The following is a 22,657-nucleotide window of genomic DNA, read 5'->3' as shown; positions in this document are numbered from 1 at the left end:
TCCTTGGCGACAGCGAAGGCGTAGACCTGGCGCGCCTGCGTGCGCATGCGCTTCGGCTTCATCAGCGGCGAGGCATCAAAGCCCAGCGCCTCGTGGAAGCCGCCATGCCGCTCGTCGACGCCTGACGTCGACCACAGCGGCAGCGTCTCGTCGAACAGCCAGTGGTGGACGCGCTGGCGCCAGGCGCCGCTTTCGATGACGCGGTCATGCGCCGGCGTGAATCTCGTCTCGAGCCGGCCGGATTTCTCCAGTTGCTCGACGATCTTCTTGACGTGCTGGCTACGGCTGACCGGCGCGACGAAGGTGGCATCGGCCGTCGAAACGATGGCGACGTCCTTCATGCCGATGGCCGAGAGAAGCCGGCCGTCGCCGCGGATGTAGGAATTCTCGCAATCGATGGCGACGACATCGCCGACGATGACGTTGCCGTCCTTGTCGGAGGGGCCGACATCGAGCAGCGACTGCCAGGAGCCGAGGTCGTTCCAGCGGAAGCCGGCCGGCACCATGGCGATGTCCTTCGCCCGCTCCATGATGGCATAGTCGATCGAGATCGAGGGAATCTCGGAATAGAGCTCCAGCGGCATATAGAGGCCGGAAAGATCGCTGGTCGCCGCCCTGTAGGCCGCTTCGGTCGCCTGCCAGATATCGGGCGCCAAGGCAGCAAACTCATCGCGCATGGCGCCGGCGCGGAACAGGAAGATGCCGGTGTTCCAGTAGAAGGTGCCGGCATCAAGATAGGTCCGCGCTGTGGCGAGATCGGGCTTCTCGACGAAGCGCGAGACGTCGAACACTGCGCCCCTATCGGCCGCGACCTCGATATAGCCATAGCCGGTTTCGGGCTGCGCCGGCTTGAGGCCGAAGACCACCAGGCGCCCGGAGTTGGCCGCCGCCGCGCCCGCCTCGATGCTGAGCCAGAATTGGCGCGGTGTCGATATCTCGTGGTCGGACGGCACCACCAGTACCAACTCGTCGCCATATTCGGCGAGCGTGCGCAGACTGGCCAGCGCGACCGCGGCCGCGGTGTTGCGCCCCGTCGGCTCGAACAGCGGGCCGCCGCCGGCCAGGTCCAAGCCGGCAAGGTCGGCATGAACGCGCTCGGCATGGCGCTCGGAAGCGATCAGGAAGATCGGCGTTTCTCCGCCGGGCCTCGCCGCCAGCCGGCGCAAGGTCCTGGCCAGCATCGAGCCGTCGCCGGAAAAATCATGGAACTGCTTGGGGTTGTCCTCGCGCGACAGCGGCCAGAGCCGCGAGCCGACGCCGCCGCTCATGACGAAACTGACGATACGCTGGCTCATTCGGATCTCGCTCGGGAGTTGATCGATATAAGTAGCATACCTGCTTTTAGGCGGTGTTTATCCGATTCGAAATCCGCGAATGGCCAAGACACGGAGCGCAGCTATTGGGCCAAACTCCGAGCACGGGTTGGAGACCGGACCGATCGTACAAGCTTTTGGGTCTCTGTTGCCAGGCGGCGAAATCCGAAGCTTTCGAACCGCGTTTGGTGAAAGCAAAAGAAATGCGACACAAGTGCAGCCATTCCCGCTTGCAGGATCGGAAAGCGGCGGCTATAAGCCCGCCGTCTGGTCACGGAGTGTAGCGCAGTCTGGTAGCGCACATCGTTCGGGACGATGGGGTCGCAGGTTCAAATCCTGCCACTCCGACCAGAAAAAACAATGGGTTAGCGATTTGGTATTTCCGCTACCCCACAGATATCCCCACAGAATGGATCGACAGGCGTTTCCACTGCTCAGCACGGCGTCGCGACGCTGGCAGTCGATTGACTTGGAAGAGGACCGTAAGGGTCAGTCGGCTATTCGTCCGAAGTCTCCCGATGCAGACTGAGTGCGGTCGGGCAGCAACGGTCCATCGGCTGCGCAAGACGATTCGATCAACCTGCGACGGCAGCTGTCTGAGATCCGGCCGTAAGGACGGTGGCGTCAGCCCGATGATGTCGTCGTCGGCAGGGGTCTTCCTCCGGCTGAGGGGACGGCGTCGTCCTCTTCCTCACGTCGGCGCAAGATCGGCTCCTCAGGAAAGTGCGGTTCGCCATCAATGGTGATCGGATGCGGCAGGACGCCGTGCTCAGCCATTCGCAGCACGTCCTCTTTGAGCACCCCCAGCAAGTCGGCGACTTCTGTAACTGTCAAATATTTGCTTTCATTATGTTCGTCCGACCCGCATTCGGCCTCGCTACGACAAACTCGTCAAACCTTACTTGCGCGATACTATGGGATAAGACGGATTAATTTGCCTTCAGTCAGTTCGCATCCTTCGTATGTCGAGAGGCTCCTAATCCTGTCCCTCTACGATTCCAGTGGGCCTAGAGTGCCGATGAACGGCGCAGTCACCCTGGCGCCAACGCCTGGGCCGGCTCGCGCACCAGCGCCCATGGCTGCGACTGCCCTATGTGAATGAGTTGACAGGATGAAGGCACCGGAGGAGCGGTGTCCCATGCGCAGGCGCAATCCTGCTCACGAGGTCAGTCTAGGTTCAGCCTTTGCGAACCTATCGCCTTGAGGCACTGGGCGAAGAAAACGGCGGTGAAGCGTCCGCGTGACAACTTGTTGCGAATGTTGGGCACTTTCTCCTCTACGCCGATGGCAGCCAACTTATCGGCGAGGTCGGCGTAGCTGAGGCCCCGGAGCTTTAGCTCAGCCTTCAACACACCACTTATCAGCCGCTCCCACTCGGTTTCGGTCACCCAAACATTCTCCAGCAAAAAAATCTTGCGCGGCCCATTGAAGTCATCTTTTCGGTACTTATGTATCGCAGACAGTACTAACGCACTGTTTCTGATTAACGACTGCCTTTACAAAGGAACCCACGACATGACCTTCGACCAAACAACGGCAAACGTGCTGACCGCTCTCCTTCAGGTGCTCTCCTCAGAGCTGGACCTGCATTAGGACGACGAGAATCCCCACGCCCTCAAGCCAACGATCGAAACCCTGCAACGTGCAGCAACCCTGATGGCGGACGCCGGCTACAAAGCCCCGGAAGTCTACCATCACATCGTGGGCCAATACGAACGGATGACTCGCTCCTAACATACATAGCGATCTGACAGCAGAAATCCACGGCGCCCAAGCTGCTCTCTCCACAGGACTTTTTTTAACAATGACTGAACCATTCGATCCTTCCATCTCGAGCTCTGACTATCTGGCTTTGGCGTGTGAGCGCCAGCGTGCCGGAACATCCAAGCTGATCGAGGAACTCGCGTGGATGCTGGACTGGGATGGCTACGACTGCGGCCTCAACAGGGAGCATGTCGCCATCCTGACAGATCCACCCAACTGGAGCGCCGCTGTGCGCGATGAGAACAGGAAACCCAGGGTCTTTCTGGACGCCCGGATCAACCAGAAGGGCAATGCGGAAATCAACTGGGCGCGAGGTGACCACAGCATCCTGTATGATGAAGACTTTCTTGCAAGGTATGCGGCCTCGGCCCGATCCTATGACTCGGTCCCGTCGCGGGGTCTTGGGGAGCTGATGTGGTGGAGGGGCTATGAGCAGCTGGTCAGCAATGTCACTATTCGGAAATCGTCGGCGGCCACGGCCTCAACGAGCTCGCGTCCTTTCTTGGCCGGCAGGTGACACTGGTCGGGGCTATGAGGCTCAGCTTCACTTACCAAGTTAACGGTGGCCTCGCCTCGGTTGACTTCGTGCCGACCATTCCGTTCGATCGCCTGCAGGAGATGATGCAGGAGCGCGGTAGGCGGACGGCGGCAAAGCTGAAAGAGGCACGGGGCCTACGCAAGGAGCGAGATGCGGACGGTTGGTCGCCGAAATGATCGCCGGCAAGGAGTATGTAACCTTGGCCGCCATCACCGAGATGAGGAAAAGATGTCAAGGACTTCGAAGGGGGCACGCCTTGTCTGGCGCGACGAAAGCAGGAAGCAAGACGGATCGTTGCGCAGCCGGGCCGGCTGGTTCATCCGCGACGGGGCGACCTTCATCAGCGCTTGCAGCGGCACTGGCGACCGCGAACGCGCTGAAAAACGGCTCGCGAGTTACATCACCGAAAAGTACCAGCCGGTCCGTGAGCGCGGTCGTGATCCCGCTACCGTCGCGATAGCTGACGCCGTTAGTGTCTACCTGACGGACGTCGCGTCCGGTCACGCCAAACCCAAAGAGACCGCCGGCCGTATGGTCGCTGTGGTGAACTGGTTCGCCGATATGACGATTGGTGACATCGACGGCAAGATTTGCCGTGACTATGCCAAAGCGCACGGGGGCGGTGCCGCCGCTAGGCGTCAGCTGGAGGACCTGCGGGCAGCGCTAAACAACTATCATCGAGAAGGCTATGTGACCTCGACGCCGGCCATCGTGCTGCCGCCAAAGTCCGCTCCAAGGGAACGCTGGCTGACCCGTGACGAGGCAGCAAGGTTGCTTCGCGCTGCCTGGCGCATGCGGCAGGCCTGGAAGGGTCAGCCTAGCGACCGCCGCACAGGGCGCCACGTCGCGCGCTTTATCCTCGTTGCGCTGTATACCGGCACTCGTTCGGCCGCGATCTGCGGTGCCGCCATCCGTCCGACCGATCGAGTAGGCCATGTCGACCTCGAACGCGGCGTGTTCTATCGTCGCGCAGCTGGTCGCCTCGAGACGAAAAAGCGCCAGCCGCCGGTGCGCCTGCCCGATCGCCTGCTTGCCCATCTACGGCGATGGGCGGTCACGCCGCTGGAGATCAAGACCAAGGGGCGCGGCAAAAGCGCAAACATCGGCCGAATGATCGCCCACGACTACGTCGTGGAGTGGAACGGCAAGCCAGTCCAATCGATTAAGAAAGCTTTCCGCTCAGTGGTCGAGGCTGCCGGGCTCGGCTGGTACGACGATGTTGTAACTCCGGACGGCAGCATCAAGCGTGTGTTCCGCACGGACGTGACGCCGCATATATTCCGCCACACGGCGGCTACCTGGCTAATGCAACAGGGCTCTGATCCCTGGGCGGCTGGCGGCTTTCTCGGGATGACCGTCGAGATACTGATCCAGACGTATGGTCACCATCATCCCGACTTTCAGGCGGATGCCGCCGAGGCGATCGTCTCCAAGTCGCGCTCGCGAAGCCTCCCAAAAAACGTCGTGAGAATGGCGGGAGGGACACCGGATCCTTGATCGCCGGAGCGGCTCGGCTACCGCTCGGGTTACTATGGCCGCACGCTTGTCACCCGGGTCGGCAAGCTCGAGCTGCGGGTTTTGTAGGACGGGCAGGGTCGCTTCTCCACCGAGCTGTTCGAGCGTTACCAGCGTTCGGAGCGCGCCTGGGTGGCGGCTGGCGGAGATGTATGTGCAGGGCGCGTCGACCCGCAAGGTGAAGGCGATAACCGAGGAGCTGTGCGGCCATGCCTTCTCGGCCTCGTCGATCTCGGCCATCAACAAACGCCTGGACGAGAGACTGGAAGCGTTGCCGAGCGGCCGCTTCAGGAGCCGTTTGCCTATCTCATCCTCGACGCCCGCTACGAGAAGGTGCGCGAAGCCGGCATAGTCATGAGCCAGGCGGTGCTGATCGCGGTCGGCGTGGACGGGCGGCGTCAGATCCTGGCTGTGGAGATGGCCAATCGCGAGAGCCGTTCGGCCTGGAAGGACTTTCTCGTGGCGCTGAAGGCGCGCGGCCTCAAGAGCGTCGAGCTGGTCGTGTCCGACGACCATGCCGGCCTCGTCGCGGCAATCGGCGAGGTGATCCCCGAAGCCGCCTGGCAGCGCTGCTACGTCCACTTCCTCAGGAACGCGCTCGATCACCTGCCGAGGAAACATGGCGACGACTGCCTGCAGGAGCTGCGCTGGCTCTACGACCGGCGCGATCTCGCCGAGGCCAAAGCCGATCTCGCCGCATGGCTGTCCAAATGGTCGGGCCGCTATCCAAGGCTGACGACGTGGGTGGAGGAGACCATCGAGCGCACGCTGACCTTCTTTTGCCTGCCGCATGCGCACCCGCGACCATCGAAATAGTCGGGCCGAGCAAGATCAGGGAAAGCTCTTTCCCGTAAATTCTTTTGAGCCCCAGACAGACGACCGGTCGCGGACAAGCATACCATGAGGATCGCTGGAACTACCAAAAAAAGGCACGGTTACACGCCATCCCAATGCTCGGCTAATACAAGGGAAATAACAACGGAATAACGAGAGCGGAAACTAACTGTTCCCGGCAACGCTATTCCTTGTCGCCCTTGCCCCTGTTGCGCTCTGACGGCCTTCTCTGGCCAGCACCATGAACTCTATGCCGCGGCTTACGCCTTCCTTTCGCACCGAAAGCGGACAGCGGGACGTAATGCGAGAGCCGTAGTCGCGCCCCAAGCGGACAATGCAAAAGTGGCCCTGCTCCATATCATCGTTCGGGCAATCCCGCCTGGATCAAGGCTTCGACCATCTGGCGCGCCCATTCCGGTTTGTTACGAAAGATGGGCAGCGACCGGTATCGCTCTATCGTGAACCCCGGCCGGGCGGCCAGCAGCTTTTGCGCGGCCCAGCGCGCGGTATCCAGGTCGCCGATCATCGCCGACCAGGCGGCGAGGTATCGATAGAAAATCATGATGTCGGGAGGGACGGCGACGACCGTGTGCTGGCTCACATATCAGCTGGGCGAGCTGCGATACCCGCGTGCCTCGACCATCGCGGTCATGGAGCCTCTGCCATGTTCCTGGCAATGGCGATTAATCGGTGGACAACGCCCTTTGGATTCGAATCCAGCCAAACAGTCCGGATTGAGTTGACACTGTTCTGGCCTTCTACGGGCTTCCAAATCGCGGAATCGACGGCGACCGTCCTGGCGTAGCTTTCGGCGGCCAAAGTGACGCCTTGTCCGAGTTGCACCTTGAGGATGACCGTCGCCTGGTTCGCGCGGCACGTGTGGACAGCAGGGCCGCCATCCGTCGCAATGCGCTGCAGCAGGCGCAGGTCCACCGGCGGTCCCTCTGATCCGGTCGGAACGAGCAGGCACATTTCCGCAAGGTCGGACCATGCGATCGCCGGCCTGTCGACAAGAAAATGACGCGACGGCAGCAGGACGAAGAGGCGCTCCTGCCAAAACACCTCCGTGCAGCAAGATGTGAAGGGGCCGAGGTCGTACGTGAACGCAACGTCGAGGCGTCGGCGGCGTATGGCTGCCAGGCACTGCCCGGTGGGAATATCCTCAATGGTCAGGCTCACGTCCGGGTAGATGGCGACGAAGCGATCGATGAGACGCTTGAGGAATTCTCCCCCTGTCACCCAACACAATCCAACGCGGAGCGTCTTTGCATCCTTGTGATCGCGCGTACAGTGGGTGAAAGCGTCGAGCAAGCCGTCGTAGTGAGCCCGCGCAACATCGGTCCAGGCTCGACCTGTCTGGGTCAACCGAACCCCGCGAAAATCGCGCTCGAAGAGTTGCATCTCCAAAAGTTGTTCGAGCTTGAGAACGTTGCGGCTAACAGAGGACCCCCGAACGCCCAGCGCTCTTGCCGCCTGCCGCAAGCTGCCGTGATCCGCGGCTGCAAAGGCATAGGCCAGCAACCGCAAGGCGTTGCCATTTGGCTTCATTTATCAGACGCTTTGGGGATATCGTCGCGGGTCATGTCTGTTTCCGCGCAACGAGTTCGGATCTCATCTCCCCGCGAGAAATTGCGATCAACTGGATCCATAAGCCCCCGCGTTCCGTGAACCAGTCTTGGACAATGCGTTGAGGCATCATTTTTCTTGCTCGACGGCACCGAAGGCGAGCCCCCGAAACAAGTTGTTTTCATAGACATATTCATTTGGAATGGCCGGGTCTGCCATTTGCGAGAGATACAGATTTAGATTTTCTCTACTGTTGCTCGCTGCAAGGCTGCAGAAATTCCCGCTATTCCACGTTATGATGCAGTGATTGAAATGCGCGCCCACGACGCGAGACATCTCCTCCAGCGTCACCTCATTTTTGAACATCGTCGCCAGGACGGCGGTCCTCTTTTTCTCGATTTCCTCCTGCGGGAAGTACCGCGCCTTGAAGCCTAGATCCTTCTGCCACTCCCGGCGCGCGTAGTCGTTTTCGTCCACCGCCCGAAACTTTTCGACGAAGACGAAGATGCCTCCTTCCTTCAGGTGCTGCATCACAAACTCGATCTGCTTCACTCTGTTCGGCGAGTACATTTGGAAGGTGGTATCCTCCAGAATGAAATCGAAGCCGGAAGCGAATTTTGCGAGCCGGACGTCTGAGCAGAGAACCTCCTTGGTCAATCGATGGAACGGTCCGACGAAAAACTCGGCGTCGGGCGGTTCGCCATATGCCATGAAGCATTTGTAATTTTCCGCGTTGGGGCTGCAAGACAGGCTACGGATGTGTCCATCCGACAACTCGGAGAGGGTTCTCGCCATAGTGCCTTCGGCTGTTCCGAGGCTGTATAGCGACAGCGGGGTCTGACAATACCGGGCGTATTTCAGCATGGCGTAGGCCATCCGGCACTCCTCCTCCAGTCGGTAAGGAATGCTGCCGTGATAGTGCTGGTCGAAAAAGCCTTGGCGAGCGGCATGCAGGCCGACCAGCCCGCGAAGCAGGTCATCGCTCGGAAGAAGCCGGGTATCAACCACGGGCTTGCGGATCGGCATCCCACTCTCTCCAGCGGCGGTCGCCGCGAAGAAGCCAGTGAGTTCGTTGATCCGTGGGCCATGGTCGCATTCGGCCAGGAAATCGTCGAGTCCTCGCATTGCAGTGCCTCCCACAACCGTCTGAGTGAGACGCCTAAATCTCGACAGCGAAATAAAGATTAGCTTAGCTTAATATTTCAGACGGTCGAGTATAGACGAGGCAATGGGTAGACCGGAGTGGTACAAACCGCTTTCATTCAGTTGCCGTTTTTTCACTCAAGCCACATCTTCTACCAACCCTGAATTATTTGTGAGTTGTCCAGCAACCTATGATTAGGCACAGAAAAGGGGGGACAGCGAACTACTCACAGCAAGGAGGTCGGACCGATTGGCGGAGCGTTTTTGCCTCGACCCGGACAAGATACGGCCCTCGCGGCACCAGACACTAGCTCACCAGTATGAGAGCTGGGGAAACATACGAGCGGACTTAATTAGGAGAACAGGATTAGAACGACAGGAAACGAGAATTGGGCACACCTGCCATATGTTCTTGATTAATCTGAAAGGTGCGGCGCGGCGCGGAGAAGACTTCATTAACGGGCGCCGGGTTTCGTTCTCCGTAAGGCGGCCCGGCTCGATAATCTATATTCCAGCCGAAAGCGAATGGACTGGCTGGGATGAGGGTGACGCCCTAGCGTCGTACCTGCTTGTGTCGATCGCACGGGAATTTGCCGAACAGACTTTTGAGGGATCGGCGTCCTACCGCCTGGCGGAGGTGCCACCATGGATCGGATTTCGTGACAGCACCATGGAAATGGCGTTGCAAAAAATAGCGGCCGAGCTCAGGTTCCCCGATCCGATCAGCGTGACGATGGTGGAGAGTCAGGTCACGCAGTTGTTCGTGCAGATGGTCAGGTTGAACCAAACCGGCCATCAGCCGGTCAAAGGCGGTCTTTCGGCCTTCGATCTCAAACGCGTCGTGGGAATGATCGAGTCATTGTCTGACGGCGGGCCCACACTGGCCGACCTGGCAAAGGAGCTTGGCATCAGCCGGTTTCATTTCAGTAGGGCCTTCAAACAGTCGACAGGTATGACGCCGCATGCATTCATTGCACGGCGCCGACTTGAGCGATCCGCGGATATGCTGCGATCCACGAATTTGTCGGCAACCGGAATCGCTCTGGAGTGCGGCTTCGCCAACTCGAGCCACTTCACGACCGCGTTCAAACGGGCCTTCGGAACGAACCCGATAGAATTTCGGCGCAAGTGCAGGATTTAGCCCGACACATCTCCTTTTTCAGCAAGGAATTGAAAAGTCCGCCATCACGGTAAAGCAGACACCGCCGGAGTGAGTATGACGTGTGGCCCTATGGTTGGGTGGCAGCCGATGTCAGACACAGTGCGAATTCATCGTGACAAAAGACCGTTCATGCAGTCCAGAGAGTTCCTCGGATTCTTGGCCAGCACGTTATCGGCGTCGGTCGGGCGAAATGGCTATTACATTGCATCCGCATGGATGCTTGTCGAGGCAGGGCACGGAAGTGCCGGCGTGGCGACGTTGCTTGCGATTGTCAGCGTGGTCGAGTTTGTTGCGAGCCCTCTGGTCGGCGCGGCGGTGGATCGGTTCGATCGACAACGGTTGAATATCGCGGCGGACCTCAGCCGCATTGCCGCCGTGCTCGCCACAGCTAGCGCGCTTCTCTATCTGGACGTGTTTGTAACGATCTGCCTCTCAGCGGTCCCCTTCGCATTCTGTGATCGTGTTGCTCTTACCAGCTCGCAATCAATGATCCCCCTCGTGGCGCGAGGCAGCGATCCCGTAGCCTCAAATTCCACCGTCTTCTTCGTCACGCAATTCGGATGTTTAGGGGCAGCGTTGCTTGTTGGTCCGTTGCTCGGTGAGCACTCCCCTGCCCTGATGTTCATCATCCTTGCCGGTTTCTTCGTTGTTTCAGCGGCCAGCCTGTCTTCACTGCGCCTGGCCTCGGCGCCGAACGCCGTCTGCAGGGCCAACAGTTTTGCAATCAACTTCGATCTGCACCTTCTTCGCCTCTTTGCCGTGTATGCGCTCCTCTATGGAGGCGCGGTGTTGGTCAGTGTGATGGGATCAAGCTTTGTTTTCGAAGAACTGAAGGGTAACGCTGTGGATTTCGGCCACGTCGAAGCGGCGTGGTCGGTGGGCTCGCTGATCGGAGCGGTCCTTCTAGTCAGGCTGACAAGGGGGATAAGCGCTCATACACTGCATCTCATGCTCTTGTGGTCAACTGCGCTCGCGCTGATGGCGCTAATATTCCTGCGCGGGCCTTGGACACTGACGATCTTTGCCGCGCTTGGACTCCTCTACAATATGGGCCGCGTCAGCATCGAGGTCACACTGCAGTCGCGTGCATCCAATAAGATGTTGGGCCGAGCGAAAGGTACCATGCATAGTCTGGCTGTCGGATTTGGGCTGGTCATATTCGGCATCGTGACCATTTTGGGGGGCAGCGTAATCCCTTCGATGATTTTTTTCAGTTTCGGCGTGATGCTCATCATTAGCGTTTCTGCATTGAGTATCGGCATCGCGCAGCATACGAGCGGGTCGTGACGTGGGCGAGCTAGCAACAAATGCGGATGCCAAACTGGCGGTCCTCAGGTCACTGGCAACGCTCTACCCATGGATGCAACCGTATTACTCCCGACCGCTCCGCGACTATGCGTTCCGCCTGTTCGACGTGCCAGCTTCGAAAACTATGCCGGACATTCGTCGGCACGCCCTAACCAAGCTGCGCGGTACGATCGAGAATGCAGGAAAGCGAAACGGATTGCCGATCGATGCCGTCGCACAAATCTGTAGAGAGTTCGAAGAGCGCCGTGTGTTGCAGACAGGGCCTCATCTGCTTCTTCTTCTGGATCCGGAAGCGTTCTACACGCATGTTCTTAGCTTCGTTGGCCTCTCGGCTCATGGTTGCTCGACCTACGTGTCCTATGCTGTTTCGACGGTGAGCCTCGTTGAAAAGGCTCGCAAGGGCCCTGGCTGGCTGACGGTGGACAGGAGGTCGATCAACGTCTTCGGCCTCAGCCGAAACCGCATGATCGGATTCAGCCTCCTGACCGGGCCTGGATCCTATCGGTTGGAACTGGTGCCGGCGGAGCAAGGCGCTGAGGGAGACGCGCTTACGCTACTTCAAAACCTCATGCCGAAGGGCCAATTCGAGCGGCCGGCTCACGCCATCAAGGCAGCTAATCTCAGCCTTTGGCCAAAACTCTTCGGAGACCGTTTTGCGTTCCTGCAGATCGATGACGAGGACATGGCCGATTTGGTGGGGGACCACCTGTCCGAGGAGGATTCCTGGCTACGGGCGAGGCTGCTGGACCACCCAAAGCTCGCAATGAACATCCTTGCCGAAATCGACAAGCTGGCAGGCCCGTGGGGTGGCTGGCTCGCTCGCGGTACGGATTTCTTTTGGTTCTATGAAAATGGCAGGCGGCTGCCATTGCGGCTGGTGGGTGGCGAACTCATCAATGTGGCAACCCGAACGAAGGTGGCTCGCTTCGCTGCTCCCGATATCGTCGAGCAACTGGCAAACCGCAGCCTGGTCCCCAACCTGTTCCTCATGTTTCTAGTCTTGTCGATCTTGCCGGGCGTGCGCGCTCTAGGTGGGAGTCATCAGCCGGTCTATTTTCCCTTAATGCGCTACGTCTTGTACCGAGCGCTGGAAGCCGCCGGGGGGGATAGCGATCTTCGACACGCTCTCGCGACAGACGACATACCGGGCGCTTGGGGACATCGAGTAATTGAATGCGATGTCGACCCTTTCGAATTAATCCGAAATGAACGCACTTGCGAAACCAGCGATATCATCGACCGCTTCCGCAATATGCCTTTAACTGAAGCCTGTGGACGCATGACCAGCTTTGTTTCGGACACGTCGTGGCAAGAGCTTCACCGACGGTTGCAAGAGCAGGTGATCACCACGGCCGATACGGAATGGGCTTTTGCTTAAGCAGAGATGCGCCAAACGTCATATACCAGCGATGTATCGAACGTCTGATTGGGGCCGTTGAACGAGCCCGCTGCGCGAGATGGGCGCGTGTGGTGAGCAGGGATCACGAGCGGGAGGTCGCGCGCTCGCGTTGAGCGCCGTCCGGAGTCCCTTTCGACCGGGTGAGAAACTTCTGTTTGCTGCGGCCGGTGCCGGCCTGACCGGCGCAACGCTGAAGGTTGGCGTTTCGTCCAAGGCCTGCGCATTGCGATAGTGCTGCTTATCCTACCGCCCTGACACTAAGGAACTTCCAGCCGGCCATACCATTCTGCCTCAAACTCGCGCAGGATTGCCCGCGCCGCGAGCAGATCGTTGGCTTTTTGGTAGAGCTGATGGTCTGTGAGATTATTCAACTCGCGATCGGCGAAGCGATCAGCTTCGGCCATCCACTCGTCAACGTTACTCCAGAGCTTGCGTATCGTATCTCCCTCCTGCGGAAGGATGAACGATTAGCCCATCCTAATGTTCTATCTGACCGCCTCAGCTGCAGCTAACCCGCCTTAGATTCGGGCTTTCAAGGCGGCGCGTTCGGGCCTGAGCAGACAGTTGCTCACACGCAGAGGCCGATCGCCAACCCGCCATAGCGTTCCACGAGTTTCGCGATCCGTAGGCGAAGGGCGGAAAGAAGCGCCAGGACAACCACCAGTCGGACGGCCATTTGGGACGCTACCAGAACCTCGATCCGAATTTGACTAGCGACAGGTAGAAGAGCGGATTCCGGCGGCGCCCGCAAGGTGTCCTTCGTTCGCATGCTGCGCACATTAGCCATAGCGCATATACTATCAAACAACCGGTGCCCGTCCCCCGACCCACACCGGCCAGGCCCGGCAGAGTGCTGGCCTACCCCGCCAGTTTGCCGGGCCGCTATGGCTTGGCCTGCTCGTGAATCCGTAAGGCCAGGCCCCTTCATTCGCATGACGGAATGCTCTCCCGAGAGCTGATATAAATGCGCCCAGCCGGTGCGCGGTTTTGTTGGTAGTTCCAGCCACCGGTCGGCCCGGCGGGTCTTCCTGAACTGGCTTGCCGGGCCGCTCCCGCTTCAAGGCGTCCAGCCTTTGCGCTTGCTCGGCGTCACCGCATCGTTGCTGAAATGCAGGTTGCGGTCATCGCGGCCGGCGTCGCGGCATTCATGGCAATAGAGCACCATGCAAGCTTGGACGTGTTCCCGCAAGAACCGATTCCTGGAGAAAGCGCCTACCGCAAACTCGACAAACGTGACGCTCACAGCGCACGCGGCCTACATGACCGACGACGCCCATGAGGAGCTGTGGCGCAGGACACTTGCCGGGCTCGACGCATCAGCGACGGCTTCACCAGGTCCGTCAAACCTCAGCCAGAGACGAGGCGGCGGACCAAATCTGGCGCGCTCGTGACCTGCATTTTGCGGGACCAGGTGGGTAGACTGATGTTGAGCGTACGGGCGACTTCCTTGCCCGTGTGAGCCTTGATCAGCAAGGCGGCGACATCCCATCCGTCGCGTCAACGACATGCAGACGGAACGATCTTGCTTCGACGAACGCGTCGGTTCGTCGAATTCAATGCGTATCCTGGTGCGCATTCTGGGCGTATTAATCAAAGGGGCGAAGATATGGGACCGTCATTCCTTCCGATCCCCAGGGAGCAATATCAGACCATGACTTCGAGCCGGAACTGAGGAGAAAAATCCCGGGCAGACTTCTCACCGTTCGGCATCTCGACGCCTTCGATTACACCGTCTCGCGCACCTCGCCCCTTTGGCTTGAAAAGACTGCGTCGTTCCTAGACGACTGGGAAGATGACGTCAGCTTCGAGACTTCAGACTCCACCCATGTAAATGTCCATAATCTGACGGTCGTCGCGTACGTCTTGCGGGCTGCCCTCGAAGCGTTTCGAGCCGGCGGCCAAGATGTAGAGCTTGTCTGCGATCGGCATGGCTTCACGGATGTTCTGCTCGACCATCAATATGCCGATTCCTTGCTTCGTCAGCGTGGTGATGCGCTCCAGCGTCTCGATCACCATGGCCGGCGATAGGCCGGCGGAAGGCTCGTCGAGCAGGATAAAGCGCGGCTCCGAAACCAGCGCGCGGGCCAGCGACAGCATCGCCTGCTCGCCGCCCGACAACGCGCCGGCCGCCGTTTTGCGCCGCCGAGCCAGCGACGGATACTGGCCGATCAATGTCTCGATGCGCCTTTCCACCAGCCGCTTGTCGGCGATAGCGTAACCACCCATGCGCAGGTTCTCCATCACCGTCAGGCGCGGGAACACGCCGCCGCCCTGCGGCATCAGCACCAGCCCCTGCCGTACCACCTCGTGCACTGGCAGATTGGACAGCACGGTCTCGCCAAGGCGGGCGGCGCCGCTCCACACCGGCAGCGCCCCGGCGATGGCCTTTAGCAATGTGGATTTGCCGCAGCCGTTCGGCCCGAAGATGCAAGTGATTTTCCCGAGCTCGGCCGTTAACGAGATGCCATGAACGATCTCCTGTTTGCCGTAGCCGGTGACGATGTTCTCGGAGGCCAGCGTGCTCATTGCGGGCGCCCCAGGTAGGTTTGCATGACTTCAGAATTGCGCACGATGTCCTCGAAGGCGCCGCTGGTTACCACCCGTCCCGAATCCATGACGATGATTCGGTCGCAGACGTTGCGAACCATCTCCATGTCATGTTCGATGACGAGGAAGGACACGCCCTGTTCGCGGAGACGGGCAATCGCTTCCAGGATGATCTTGCGGATGTTGGGGTGGACTCCTGCCGTTACCTCGTCGAGCAGGATCAGCGATGCCTGCCGCATGACGGCGCGGCCAAATTCCAGCAGCTTCTGCTGACCACCGGACAAGTCCGAGGCGCGATTGTCGGCAACATGCTCGAGCCTGAGGAGGGAAAGGGTCTCGGCCGCGCGCTCGTGTGCGCCCTGCCAGTGACCTTCCGCCGCTGCCGCAAGAAGGTTCTCAGTCACCGTCATATTGTCGAACAGGGCCGGGATCTGGAAGGTACGGGCGAGGCCGAGCCGGGCGATCCTGTGCGCGCTCATTCCGGCGACGGCATGGCCGTCGAAGCGGATCTCGCCCTTGTCCGGCATCACCGCGCCGGAGACGAGGCTGAACAGCGTCGATTTTCCGCAGCCGTTGGGGCCGATGAGTCCGGCGATCTCGCGCCGCCCGACCGCCAGCTCGACGCCGTTGGCGGCCTTGATGCCGCCGAAATGCTTAAAGAGCCCACGCACGCTCAGGATCGGATCGGCTGCCGACTGCATCCCGCCGCTCATGGGTGCCCTCCCCCACCGCTGCCGGCCAGCTTGTCCAGGACCTTGTCCAGCGCGTCGTTCTTGCGCCTTGCGAACAGCCCGGCGATGCCGTTCGGCAGAAACAGCACCACCAAGACGATGGCGGTGCCGAGGATGGCGATGTAGAAGGCGGTGTCGCCCCAATACATCCAAATCAGCCGGTTCACGACGAACAACGCGACGCCGCCGATGGCCGGTCCCCACAGTGTGCCCAGGCCGCCCAGCAACACCATCACCACCATCTGGTCGGTGATGTCGCCGCCGAAAACAGACTTCGGATTGATGAAGGTGACCCAGTAAGCGAAGATGGCGCCGAAGACGGACGCCGTGACAGCGCTGAGCACGAAAGTCTGCAGCTTGACCAGGGCCGTGTTGATGCCCATCGCCTCTGCCGCTGGCTCGTGGTCGCGTAGCGCCTTCACCTTCAGCCCGAAGCGGGAACGCTCGAACAGCGCCCAGGTGAGGAAGTACGTCAGCGCGGCAGCACCGACCATGGCGAAATAGAAGAAGCGTTCGTTGAGATACGGGGGCAGTCCGATACCACCGATGCCGCCGGTGAAGTCCATCGCCGAAGCGAACTGGATCAGCACCTCGGCAAAGGCCCAGGTGGCGATGGCGAAGTAGGCGCCACGCAGCCTCAGTGTCGGTGCGCCGATGATGATCGCGCACAATGCGGTCACCACCATGCCGGCGGGAATGGTAGCCGAGAAAGGCAAGCCGAACGGATCGCCCATCAGGAACGCGGTCACATAGGCGCCGAGACCGAAAAAGGCCGACTGGCCGAAATTGATGTAGCCGGCATATCCGCCCAGCATATTCCATGAGCAAGCGAGCCCCGCCCACATCAGCGCGCCAGTGGCAATGCGCAGCCAGTAATTATTCACCGTCCAGGGCAGGACGCCTAGCACGACGATGATGATGGCGAGGAGAACGAGGCCTCGCCATTGCGGGTTGGTCGGTAACAGCGCCATATCAGAGTCCCCGCCGCAAGATCCCGCGCGGGGATATCAAAAGAACTAAAAACAGCGTGGTGAAGATCGCCAGCAGCGAATAGCTGGAACCGACATAGGTCGAGACGAAAGCTTCGATGACGCCCAGCAAAAGCGCCGCCACCAGCGCGCCCTCGACTGAACCCAGACCCGCAAGCACGGCCACGAAGAAGGCAAACAGTGTGTAGCGCAAGCCGACCTCAGGATTGACCGAATAGATCGCCCCCATCAGGACACCGGCCATGGCGGTGATGCCGGCATAGAGGCCATAGACATTGGCGCTCAAACGCCCGATGTTGACGCCCATCAGCGCGGCGTTGTGCCGGTTCTCGGCAGTCGCGCGGATCGCCAGTCCGTAGCGGGTGCGATAGAGAAACAGGAAGAGCCCGCCGGCGATCGCCGCGGCGAACACTGCCGCCACAACCCGGATCAACGGAACCGTGACCGGGCCGATCGCCAGGCTTTCGCCGCTCAGCGTGGTTGTGACGTTGCGGGTATTGAAGCCCCACGCTGTCAGCATGCCGCCGCGCAGTAGCGTGAACAAGCCGAAGCTGAGCGCCAGAGCCATCAACTCCGGCCGCGCCGTGCGGCTTTTACGAACATTGTAAAGCACCGGGCCGATCAGATAGCCGAGGGCACCGAACACGACGAAAGCCAGCGGGATCGCGATGAAGCCGTCGAGGCCGAGCCATGCGGTGATATAGTAGCCGAGATAGCCGCCCAGCACGACCCACCCGCCGACCGCGAAGTCGATGACGTGCAACACGCCGAAGGCGAGCTGGAAGGCGATGGTAAAGGTGGCGATGACACCGCCGATGAGAAGGCCATTCAGCAAGGTCTGGAGAAAAAGATCCAAGGCGGCATCCGTTTTTCGTCAGGGAACGGGAAGGTGGATTATTCTGGCAAGCCCGGATGGGCGAAGCGGAACGGTCCATCGTTTTAAAGCTATACGCAATCGGTGCCGCACCCATCGGCAGATGCGGGCGGCGAAACCGTCCGCATCTGCCCGGCACGCCTATTTCCAGGCCGGCAGTGGGTAGATGTAGTCGGCTGCCGCAGCCTCCTTCGGCCCGACCGCGACGGTCTTGCCGCCCTGGATCTGGACCAGGACAGGCACGGGCTGGATGTTGTCGTGGTAGTGCGGGCCGTCCTTCTCGAACTTGATCGGCCCGTAGAAGGTCTGGATGTCGGTTTCGGCGATAGCATCCTTCAACGCCACCCGGTTCTCCGGCGTCAGCGCCGGCTTCTTGCCCAAGCGCTTCAGCGCATCGCCCAGCACCAGACCGCTGGCCGCGCAGGCGGCGGCCGTATAGTCCGGCTCGCCTCCCAATTTCTTCTGCGCTATCTGGGCGAAGTCCTTGGCCGTGCCGAATACGTCGTCCTTGTAGGACACGGTAGGCAGCCATACCACCACGCCCGTCGTGCCGTCGGCATCGGCGCCGAGCGCCTGGGCGAAGGCCGGATTGGTGATGCCGTAGTGCATGATCAGCGCCTTCGGCCGGTAGTTCAGCGACTTCGAGGTCTTGACCACATTGATCAGTACCTCCTCATGGCCACCGACCGCGATGATGTCGGGATTGAGCGCCGCGATCTTGGAGATGACCGGCGTGAGGTCCCCTTCCGGCGGTACCAGCTCGTAGGTGGCCAGTTCGAGGCCGGCGGCCTTGGCGCCGTCGCGAAAACCTTCGCCCGTCTCCTTCGAGAACGGTTCGTTGACGCTAATCACAGCCACGGTCTTCGCGGCCGGTTTGGAAAGCTTCGCCAGCACGCCGAGCGACAGGCCCGAAGTTGTATCGACCGCCGGGATAATGCCGAAATTGAACTCAGGCTTCGCCTTCCAGACATTGGGCGATTCGGCCGAACCAGAGATCATTGGCACCTGGTACTTCTGGCAGATCGGCTGTACGGCAATGGTCGAGCCGCTGGTGTAGGGACCGAACAGCACATCGACCCCGTTTTGCACGATCAGCCGCTCGGCGGCGTCTGCACCGGTCGCTGGGCTGCTCTGGTCGTCGCCGTAGAACATCTCGACCTTGAAGCGGTCACCAGCTACCTCTACGCCGCCCTTGGCGTTGATCGCGTCCGCCCAAAGGTCATAGCCCTGTTTGGTCAGGTTGCCGCCAAGAATGTTCTCGCCCGAGAGCGAGGTAATCACGCCGGCCTTGAAGGTCGCGGCTTGGGCGCGCGCCGTTCGCACGAACGGCATGCCCAGTGCACCGGCCGTGACGGCCATGGCGCTGCCGCCAAGGAACCGACGGCGCGAGAAAGAACGGTCGATTGGAGCCATTTTGCAAATCCTCCCTTGCTTGTCATGGCGGTGATGCCGTTTTCGATAACTTTCCATCGATGGTCCAATTGGAAACTCGGTGGCACTTTTACTTCGTCTTGGGCAGCGCCCGGTCGCTCAGTGTCGAAGCCGGTTTCAAATGAAGACGACTCTCCTCATCGGCCAATCTCGCGAGCAGCTTGAATTCACACTCCCTTCATGCGGACGAGATCGATTTGACGTACACGGACTCCAGCCCGACAGGCCGATCGTGCGAGACCTAACTCGATCGCCGGTTCGCCAAATCCATATATAGCTCCCGACCTGGCAGTTCCCATATCTGAGCCGTCGCCTGGACAATTTTCTCCTCCTTGCAGTCTTTCTGTCAGGCGGCGGAATTTTGGGGCCATTTTGCTCGCAAATTTTGCCATATGTGAGCGCAGTGCCGGCCGTTTTCGATCCCAGTTGCCGGGTCTGGTCATGTCGCTACCAGTTGGTCGCGATGTATTTTGGTTGGAGATATTCAAGCAGGCCATGATGCCCTCCCTCCCGGCCGAGCCCGCTTTGCTTCATCCCTCCAAACGGCGCTGCCGGGTCCGAGACTACGCCCCGATTGATGCCGACCATCCCACTTTCGATACGTTCGGCGACGCTCAGGGCGCGCCTGAGATCACCACTGAAGACGTAGGATATGAGGCCATACTCGGTTTCGTTCGCTAGCCGTACAGCCTCGTCTTCCGTATCGAAGGGCGATACCGCTGCGACTGGTCCAAAGATCTCCTCCTTCGCAATATCGGAATCGTGAGATACGTCAGCAAGCACTGTAGGAGGATAGAAGAAGCCCTCGCCAGACCCCGGTTTACCGCCCGTTTCGATACGCGCCCCACGGGCAACGGCATCCTTCAATAAGCGATCGACCTTCTCCACCGCGGTCGCTGTAATAAGGTCCGAGCTGGGTCTTCGCTTCAAGACCCGGCCCCACTGAAAGCGACGACATTTCCTCGGTAAGGCGGCGGACAAATGCGTCGTAGATGCCGCGCTGGACATCGAAGCGATTCGCTGCAGTGCAGGCTTCTCCGCCGTTGCGCATCTTGGCGACCATGGCGCCGGCTATGGCATCCTCCAGATCCGCATCATCGAACACGATAAAAGGAGCGTTGCCACCGAGTTCCATCGACAACTGATGACCCGGTTGGCGGCCTCGCGCAGCAGGATCCGTTGCGGGCCGCCGCCACTACCAATTGATGGAACGCGGCGGGCGCCGCCGCCTCCAAAGACGACCCCACCGATTCCCGTCGGGCCGCCCGTAAATCAGCGCAAAACACGCGAACGATCCGGCGAGAGAACGGCGAGACTCTACTGCCCCATATTGAGCGCATCCGTAACAGCGGCCGATCGTCAGCAAACGACCTTGCCGCTCTCTGACCGGCAACCTTCGCCTTGTCCTGGCGTTGGGTTTGACGAGGCTAAACGCATGGGCAAGGAATATGCAAAGCGCGAAGGGTCGGATGGGTCGTGGGAAGTCTTTGATGTCGCCACCGGAGAGGTCGCAAAGCTAGGCGGTCTCGTTCTGTCGCACCTTGACTTAGCGGCTGCGACTGGTGCGCTCGACATGTTGCAAAATCAGGTGCTGCAAGAGAACGGTCAGTCGACACCAGACACCGACTCCAATTCCTGACAATTTCTAGGGAACCGATCGACAGCCTATGTTGCCGCACTTTTCATCGCAGCGGGCCAAATCTGGCTCGGTTGGAGAGCCTGCTGCAATATTCGAGAACGCAGCTGCGAGCTAATGCTGCACTGCGTTCACGACACCGCCGGAACAGGCCGGCGAGGGGATGCAATTGTTGGGTGGGGTCCGCAATGGCCGCATCACTCTATGAACCGATCAACATCTACAAAGCCGTCGGGCCGAACATCGGCATCGTTGACGGACCATTCGAGTACGTGATCATTGCCGGTGTCAGGCTTCCACTGCCGCACCCCACTCGGATGACGGTCGTCCGATTGTCCAACGGTGATCTGTTCCTTCATTCGCCCACTAAGTTCGATACCAAGCTGGCGACCGAGCTTGAGAGGCTTGGGAAGGTCCGCCACCTCATTTCTCCGAACCAGTTCCATTACGCTCACATAGGAGAGTGGGCGGAGGCGTTTCCCCAGGCGCTCACGTGGGCGTCGCCGGGTGTGCGCAAACGAGCGAAAGCACGGCATATCCGCGTTCGATTTGACCGCGACCTCAGGCAGACCCCGCCGGAGGAGTGGCGCACGGACATAGACCAGATGCTGTTTCCCGGTGGGTATTTTAAGGAGTTCATCTTCTTCCACAGGGAAACCCGAAGCCTCATCCTCGCGGACACGATCATCAACCTGGAACTGGACAAAATGGATGAGCCTTGGAGGACGGCCACGAAGCTTTCCGGCATGGCTTACCCGCACGGCCGGACATTCTTTGGAATGCGTCTGCCGCTCCTCTTCCAGCGCCATAGAGCGGCGGTCGTTGCCGAAAGAATTCGCTCTTGGCGCCCCCGGCGAGTCCTGTTGAGCCATGGGCGCTGTTTTGATGCAGATACCGACGAGATTATTCGCAGAATTTTTGGTGAGCGCTCCTGATGAACAAAGGGCAGCTTTCGGGTATCGGCGCCGCCCCGACTCATAACGACAATTGGGCGTTGCTGACTGGCAGTTTGGGGGCCGGCAGCGGACAGTCTGGTTCTGGGCCAGCCATCTGGAAAGGCGCCATTCTGGTAACGGCTCGCATCGCGGAAGGCGCGCCATCGCCTCCACTGTCGCTCCGCCGTGAACGTGCGCGAGATGAGGAAGTTTCCTTCTCTGCGAGCGCCAAGACGGCATGCCGTCTGCGCAAACAAGATCAAGCGTAGGGTTTCGTCGATCGAAGAGGAGAAGGTCGCGAACACCAAGAGCTCGGCTGGGAATTCCGAGCGAGATATAGAATTGCCTCGCTATCCGTGTGGCAATGCCCTATGGACAGCAATGCAAAATCCCAAATTCATTCAGCCGGTGACGGTTCGGGCCAGCACCCAAGACCCCGAGACGGTCATCACCGACGTCTATGAATGCTCGTCATTTCTGCTTCGGAAGCGGCCGGGCAAGCGTGGGCCGTCACATCGCGCCGCGCTCCAGGCCTGCCACGATGCCAGCGCGGACAAAAAGCCCATATCGAGCGTTCGGCGGGCGTTCGCTTTGGCGGCGCGCGAGGCTGGTATTCTGGTCGGGCAGTAAACGGAAGACGACCGTCTTCGTCAGGTCGTTGGCAGACAGGCCAAAGGACGTTCTAATGTCCAACCCGTCCCGGGCATTCTACACAAGCTCGAGCGGCGACCGCTGGCTGGTCGGGGTCGGCGAGCGCGACGAGATTTTCGTGAGGCATGAGCCAAACCGGGCCTCGGGCGGTCAACCTTCCGAGGTTGACATCGAGACGTTCATGGCCCGCGGACCTGGCTCACCCGAAGGCAAAGCCTTGATCGATCTGCTCGACCAACGGAACAGGACCGGGAGGACATGGAAAAGCTAGGCGGTCGATAGATAGCCAACCTGCAAGGGACTCCGTAACGTGCACCGTAC

The 22,657-nt window shown here is 60.1% G+C and carries 22 protein-coding genes, 1 tRNA gene and 2 pseudogenes; 11 read left to right on the top strand and 14 right to left on the bottom strand.

The window, feature by feature from the left end:
• Positions 1 to 1,295 (bottom strand): mannose-1-phosphate guanylyltransferase (locus EOA29_RS04135; protein WP_245468405.1); only part of this gene is annotated, 1,295 nt, incomplete at its 3' end.
• Positions 1,296 to 1,587: 292 nt separating this feature from the next.
• Here EOA29_RS04135 and EOA29_RS04130 point away from each other — a divergent pair.
• Positions 1,588 to 1,664, top strand: a tRNA-Pro gene (locus EOA29_RS04130).
• Positions 1,665 to 1,937: 273 nt separating this feature from the next.
• Here EOA29_RS04130 and EOA29_RS04125 read toward each other — a convergent pair.
• Together EOA29_RS04125 and EOA29_RS04120 are read right to left on the bottom strand one after the other, a co-directional pair.
• On the bottom strand, positions 1,938 to 2,123 hold the full coding sequence (locus EOA29_RS04125) for a hypothetical protein (protein WP_189478811.1): 186 nt from the start codon (positions 2,121 to 2,123) through the stop codon (positions 1,938 to 1,940).
• A gap of 356 nt (positions 2,124 to 2,479) precedes the next feature.
• A complete protein-coding gene (locus EOA29_RS04120; RefSeq protein ID WP_126095049.1) occupies positions 2,480 to 2,701 on the bottom strand; it encodes a DUF6471 domain-containing protein in 222 nt (73 codons plus the stop codon).
• A 416-nt stretch (positions 2,702 to 3,117) separates the two neighbouring features.
• Between EOA29_RS04120 and EOA29_RS04115 the strand changes: the two genes are divergently transcribed.
• From EOA29_RS04115 to EOA29_RS04105, 4 genes and pseudogenes are all read left to right on the top strand, one after another.
• Positions 3,118 to 3,594 (top strand): hypothetical protein, encoded by a 477-nt coding sequence (locus tag EOA29_RS04115; RefSeq protein ID WP_126095050.1) that lies wholly within the window; start codon positions 3,118 to 3,120, stop codon positions 3,592 to 3,594.
• A gap of 14 nt (positions 3,595 to 3,608) precedes the next feature.
• Complete coding sequence (locus EOA29_RS41170) at positions 3,609 to 3,791, top strand: hypothetical protein (protein WP_189478810.1); 183 nt, start codon at positions 3,609 to 3,611, stop codon at positions 3,789 to 3,791.
• A 118-nt stretch (positions 3,792 to 3,909) separates the two neighbouring features.
• Positions 3,910 to 5,112, top strand: coding sequence for a site-specific integrase (locus EOA29_RS04110; protein WP_245468404.1), 1,203 nt, complete (start codon positions 3,910 to 3,912; stop codon positions 5,110 to 5,112).
• Positions 5,113 to 5,919, top strand: a pseudogene (locus tag EOA29_RS04105) (IS256 family transposase); the annotation flags it as partial.
• Between the two features lie 403 nt (positions 5,920 to 6,322).
• Here the strand turns inward: EOA29_RS04105 and EOA29_RS04100 are convergent.
• The 3 genes from EOA29_RS04100 to EOA29_RS04090 all read right to left on the bottom strand — a co-directional run bounded on the left by EOA29_RS04100 (position 6,323) and on the right by EOA29_RS04090 (position 8,655).
• Positions 6,323 to 6,565: a hypothetical protein gene (locus EOA29_RS04100; protein WP_245468403.1), complete on the bottom strand. Its 243-nt coding sequence runs from the start codon at positions 6,563 to 6,565 to the stop codon at positions 6,323 to 6,325.
• A gap of 47 nt (positions 6,566 to 6,612) precedes the next feature.
• Entirely contained in the window at positions 6,613 to 7,512 is a 900-nt protein-coding gene (locus EOA29_RS04095) for a LysR family transcriptional regulator (RefSeq protein WP_127220261.1), read from the bottom strand.
• Positions 7,513 to 7,659: 147 nt separating this feature from the next.
• Positions 7,660 to 8,655 carry a class I SAM-dependent methyltransferase gene (locus EOA29_RS04090; RefSeq protein ID WP_127220260.1) on the bottom strand — a complete coding sequence of 332 codons (996 nt, stop codon included), beginning with the start codon at positions 8,653 to 8,655 and terminating at the stop codon, positions 7,660 to 7,662.
• Positions 8,656 to 9,079: 424 nt separating this feature from the next.
• Between EOA29_RS04090 and EOA29_RS04085 the strand changes: the two genes are divergently transcribed.
• The 3 genes from EOA29_RS04085 (at position 9,080) to EOA29_RS04075 (ending at position 12,521) form a co-directional block, all read left to right on the top strand.
• The gene (locus tag EOA29_RS04085; protein ID WP_245468402.1) at positions 9,080 to 9,814 is read left to right on the top strand and encodes a helix-turn-helix domain-containing protein; all 735 of its coding nucleotides are present in this window, start codon (positions 9,080 to 9,082) and stop codon (positions 9,812 to 9,814) included.
• A gap of 150 nt (positions 9,815 to 9,964) precedes the next feature.
• Positions 9,965 to 11,122: an MFS transporter gene (locus EOA29_RS04080; protein ID WP_127220258.1), complete on the top strand. Its 1,158-nt coding sequence runs from the start codon at positions 9,965 to 9,967 to the stop codon at positions 11,120 to 11,122.
• Between the two features lies 1 nt (position 11,123).
• The gene (locus EOA29_RS04075; protein WP_127220257.1) at positions 11,124 to 12,521 is read left to right on the top strand and encodes a hypothetical protein; all 1,398 of its coding nucleotides are present in this window, start codon (positions 11,124 to 11,126) and stop codon (positions 12,519 to 12,521) included.
• 278 nt (positions 12,522 to 12,799) lie between these two features.
• Here EOA29_RS04075 and EOA29_RS41165 read toward each other — a convergent pair whose 3' ends face one another.
• The 8 genes and pseudogenes from EOA29_RS41165 to EOA29_RS04045 all read right to left on the bottom strand — a co-directional run.
• Complete coding sequence (locus tag EOA29_RS41165; RefSeq protein WP_189350208.1) at positions 12,800 to 12,946, bottom strand: hypothetical protein; 147 nt, start codon at positions 12,944 to 12,946, stop codon at positions 12,800 to 12,802.
• Between the two features lie 653 nt (positions 12,947 to 13,599).
• Positions 13,600 to 13,731, bottom strand: coding sequence for a hypothetical protein (locus EOA29_RS43745; RefSeq protein ID WP_281059634.1), 132 nt, complete (start codon positions 13,729 to 13,731; stop codon positions 13,600 to 13,602).
• 623 nt (positions 13,732 to 14,354) lie between these two features.
• Positions 14,355 to 15,068 carry an ABC transporter ATP-binding protein gene (locus tag EOA29_RS04070; RefSeq protein WP_126095052.1) on the bottom strand — a complete coding sequence of 238 codons (714 nt, stop codon included), beginning with the start codon at positions 15,066 to 15,068 and terminating at the stop codon, positions 14,355 to 14,357.
• Positions 15,065 to 15,802: an ABC transporter ATP-binding protein gene (locus EOA29_RS04065; protein ID WP_126095053.1), complete on the bottom strand. Its 738-nt coding sequence runs from the start codon at positions 15,800 to 15,802 to the stop codon at positions 15,065 to 15,067. Before EOA29_RS04065 ends, EOA29_RS04070 begins: the two co-directional genes overlap by 4 nt.
• Positions 15,799 to 16,791, bottom strand: a complete 993-nt coding sequence (locus EOA29_RS04060) for a branched-chain amino acid ABC transporter permease (protein ID WP_126095054.1) — start codon at positions 16,789 to 16,791, stop codon at positions 15,799 to 15,801. The genes EOA29_RS04065 and EOA29_RS04060 overlap by 4 nt, the downstream gene beginning before the upstream one ends.
• Position 16,792: 1 nt before the next feature.
• A complete protein-coding gene (locus tag EOA29_RS04055) occupies positions 16,793 to 17,665 on the bottom strand; it encodes a branched-chain amino acid ABC transporter permease (protein WP_126095055.1) in 873 nt (290 codons plus the stop codon).
• A 159-nt stretch (positions 17,666 to 17,824) separates the two neighbouring features.
• Entirely contained in the window at positions 17,825 to 19,096 is a 1,272-nt protein-coding gene (locus EOA29_RS04050; protein WP_127220256.1) for an ABC transporter substrate-binding protein, read from the bottom strand.
• Positions 19,097 to 19,561: 465 nt separating this feature from the next.
• Positions 19,562 to 20,293 (bottom strand): annotated as a pseudogene (locus EOA29_RS04045) (aldehyde dehydrogenase family protein); the annotation flags it as partial.
• A gap of 256 nt (positions 20,294 to 20,549) precedes the next feature.
• Here EOA29_RS04045 and EOA29_RS04040 point away from each other — a divergent pair.
• The 3 genes from EOA29_RS04040 (at position 20,550) to EOA29_RS42785 (ending at position 22,315) form a co-directional block, all read left to right on the top strand.
• Positions 20,550 to 20,753, top strand: coding sequence for a hypothetical protein (locus tag EOA29_RS04040; protein ID WP_126095057.1), 204 nt, complete (start codon positions 20,550 to 20,552; stop codon positions 20,751 to 20,753).
• A gap of 185 nt (positions 20,754 to 20,938) precedes the next feature.
• Positions 20,939 to 21,685 (top strand): DUF4336 domain-containing protein, encoded by a 747-nt coding sequence (locus EOA29_RS04035; RefSeq protein WP_126095058.1) that lies wholly within the window; start codon positions 20,939 to 20,941, stop codon positions 21,683 to 21,685.
• A 186-nt stretch (positions 21,686 to 21,871) separates the two neighbouring features.
• Positions 21,872 to 22,315 (top strand): DUF982 domain-containing protein, encoded by a 444-nt coding sequence (locus EOA29_RS42785; RefSeq protein WP_245468401.1) that lies wholly within the window; start codon positions 21,872 to 21,874, stop codon positions 22,313 to 22,315.
• The last annotated feature ends 342 nt before the right edge of the window (positions 22,316 to 22,657 follow it).

The sequence above is a fragment of the Mesorhizobium sp. M1E.F.Ca.ET.063.01.1.1 genome (genome assembly GCF_003998155.1).
Lineage (GTDB): Bacteria > Pseudomonadota > Alphaproteobacteria > Rhizobiales > Rhizobiaceae > Mesorhizobium.
The sequence above is the reverse complement of the archived record's forward strand: the minus strand, read 5'-3'. Positions and strand labels throughout refer to the sequence as shown.

Excerpts from the sequence above, each read along its gene's own strand:
- EOA29_RS04115 (WP_126095050.1), top strand. The coding sequence starts at position 3,118 with ATGACTGAACCATTCGATCCTTCCATCTCGAGCTCTGACTATCTGGCT.
- EOA29_RS41170 (WP_189478810.1), top strand. The coding sequence starts at position 3,609 with ATGAGGCTCAGCTTCACTTACCAAGTTAACGGTGGCCTCGCCTCGGTT.
- EOA29_RS04095 (WP_127220261.1), bottom strand. The coding sequence starts at position 7,512 with ATGAAGCCAAATGGCAACGCCTTGCGGTTGCTGGCCTATGCCTTTGCA.
- EOA29_RS04090 (WP_127220260.1), bottom strand. The coding sequence starts at position 8,655 with ATGCGAGGACTCGACGATTTCCTGGCCGAATGCGACCATGGCCCACGG.
- EOA29_RS04085 (WP_245468402.1), top strand. The coding sequence starts at position 9,080 with ATGTTCTTGATTAATCTGAAAGGTGCGGCGCGGCGCGGAGAAGACTTC.
- EOA29_RS04080 (WP_127220258.1), top strand. The coding sequence starts at position 9,965 with ATGCAGTCCAGAGAGTTCCTCGGATTCTTGGCCAGCACGTTATCGGCG.
- EOA29_RS41165 (WP_189350208.1), bottom strand. The coding sequence starts at position 12,946 with ATGGCCGAAGCTGATCGCTTCGCCGATCGCGAGTTGAATAATCTCACA.
- EOA29_RS04070 (WP_126095052.1), bottom strand. The coding sequence starts at position 15,068 with ATGAGCACGCTGGCCTCCGAGAACATCGTCACCGGCTACGGCAAACAG.
- EOA29_RS04065 (WP_126095053.1), bottom strand. The coding sequence starts at position 15,802 with ATGAGCGGCGGGATGCAGTCGGCAGCCGATCCGATCCTGAGCGTGCGT.
- EOA29_RS04060 (WP_126095054.1), bottom strand. The coding sequence starts at position 16,791 with ATGGCGCTGTTACCGACCAACCCGCAATGGCGAGGCCTCGTTCTCCTC.
- EOA29_RS04050 (WP_127220256.1), bottom strand. The coding sequence starts at position 19,096 with ATGGCTCCAATCGACCGTTCTTTCTCGCGCCGTCGGTTCCTTGGCGGC.
- EOA29_RS04040 (WP_126095057.1), top strand. The coding sequence starts at position 20,550 with ATGGGCAAGGAATATGCAAAGCGCGAAGGGTCGGATGGGTCGTGGGAA.
- EOA29_RS04035 (WP_126095058.1), top strand. The coding sequence starts at position 20,939 with ATGGCCGCATCACTCTATGAACCGATCAACATCTACAAAGCCGTCGGG.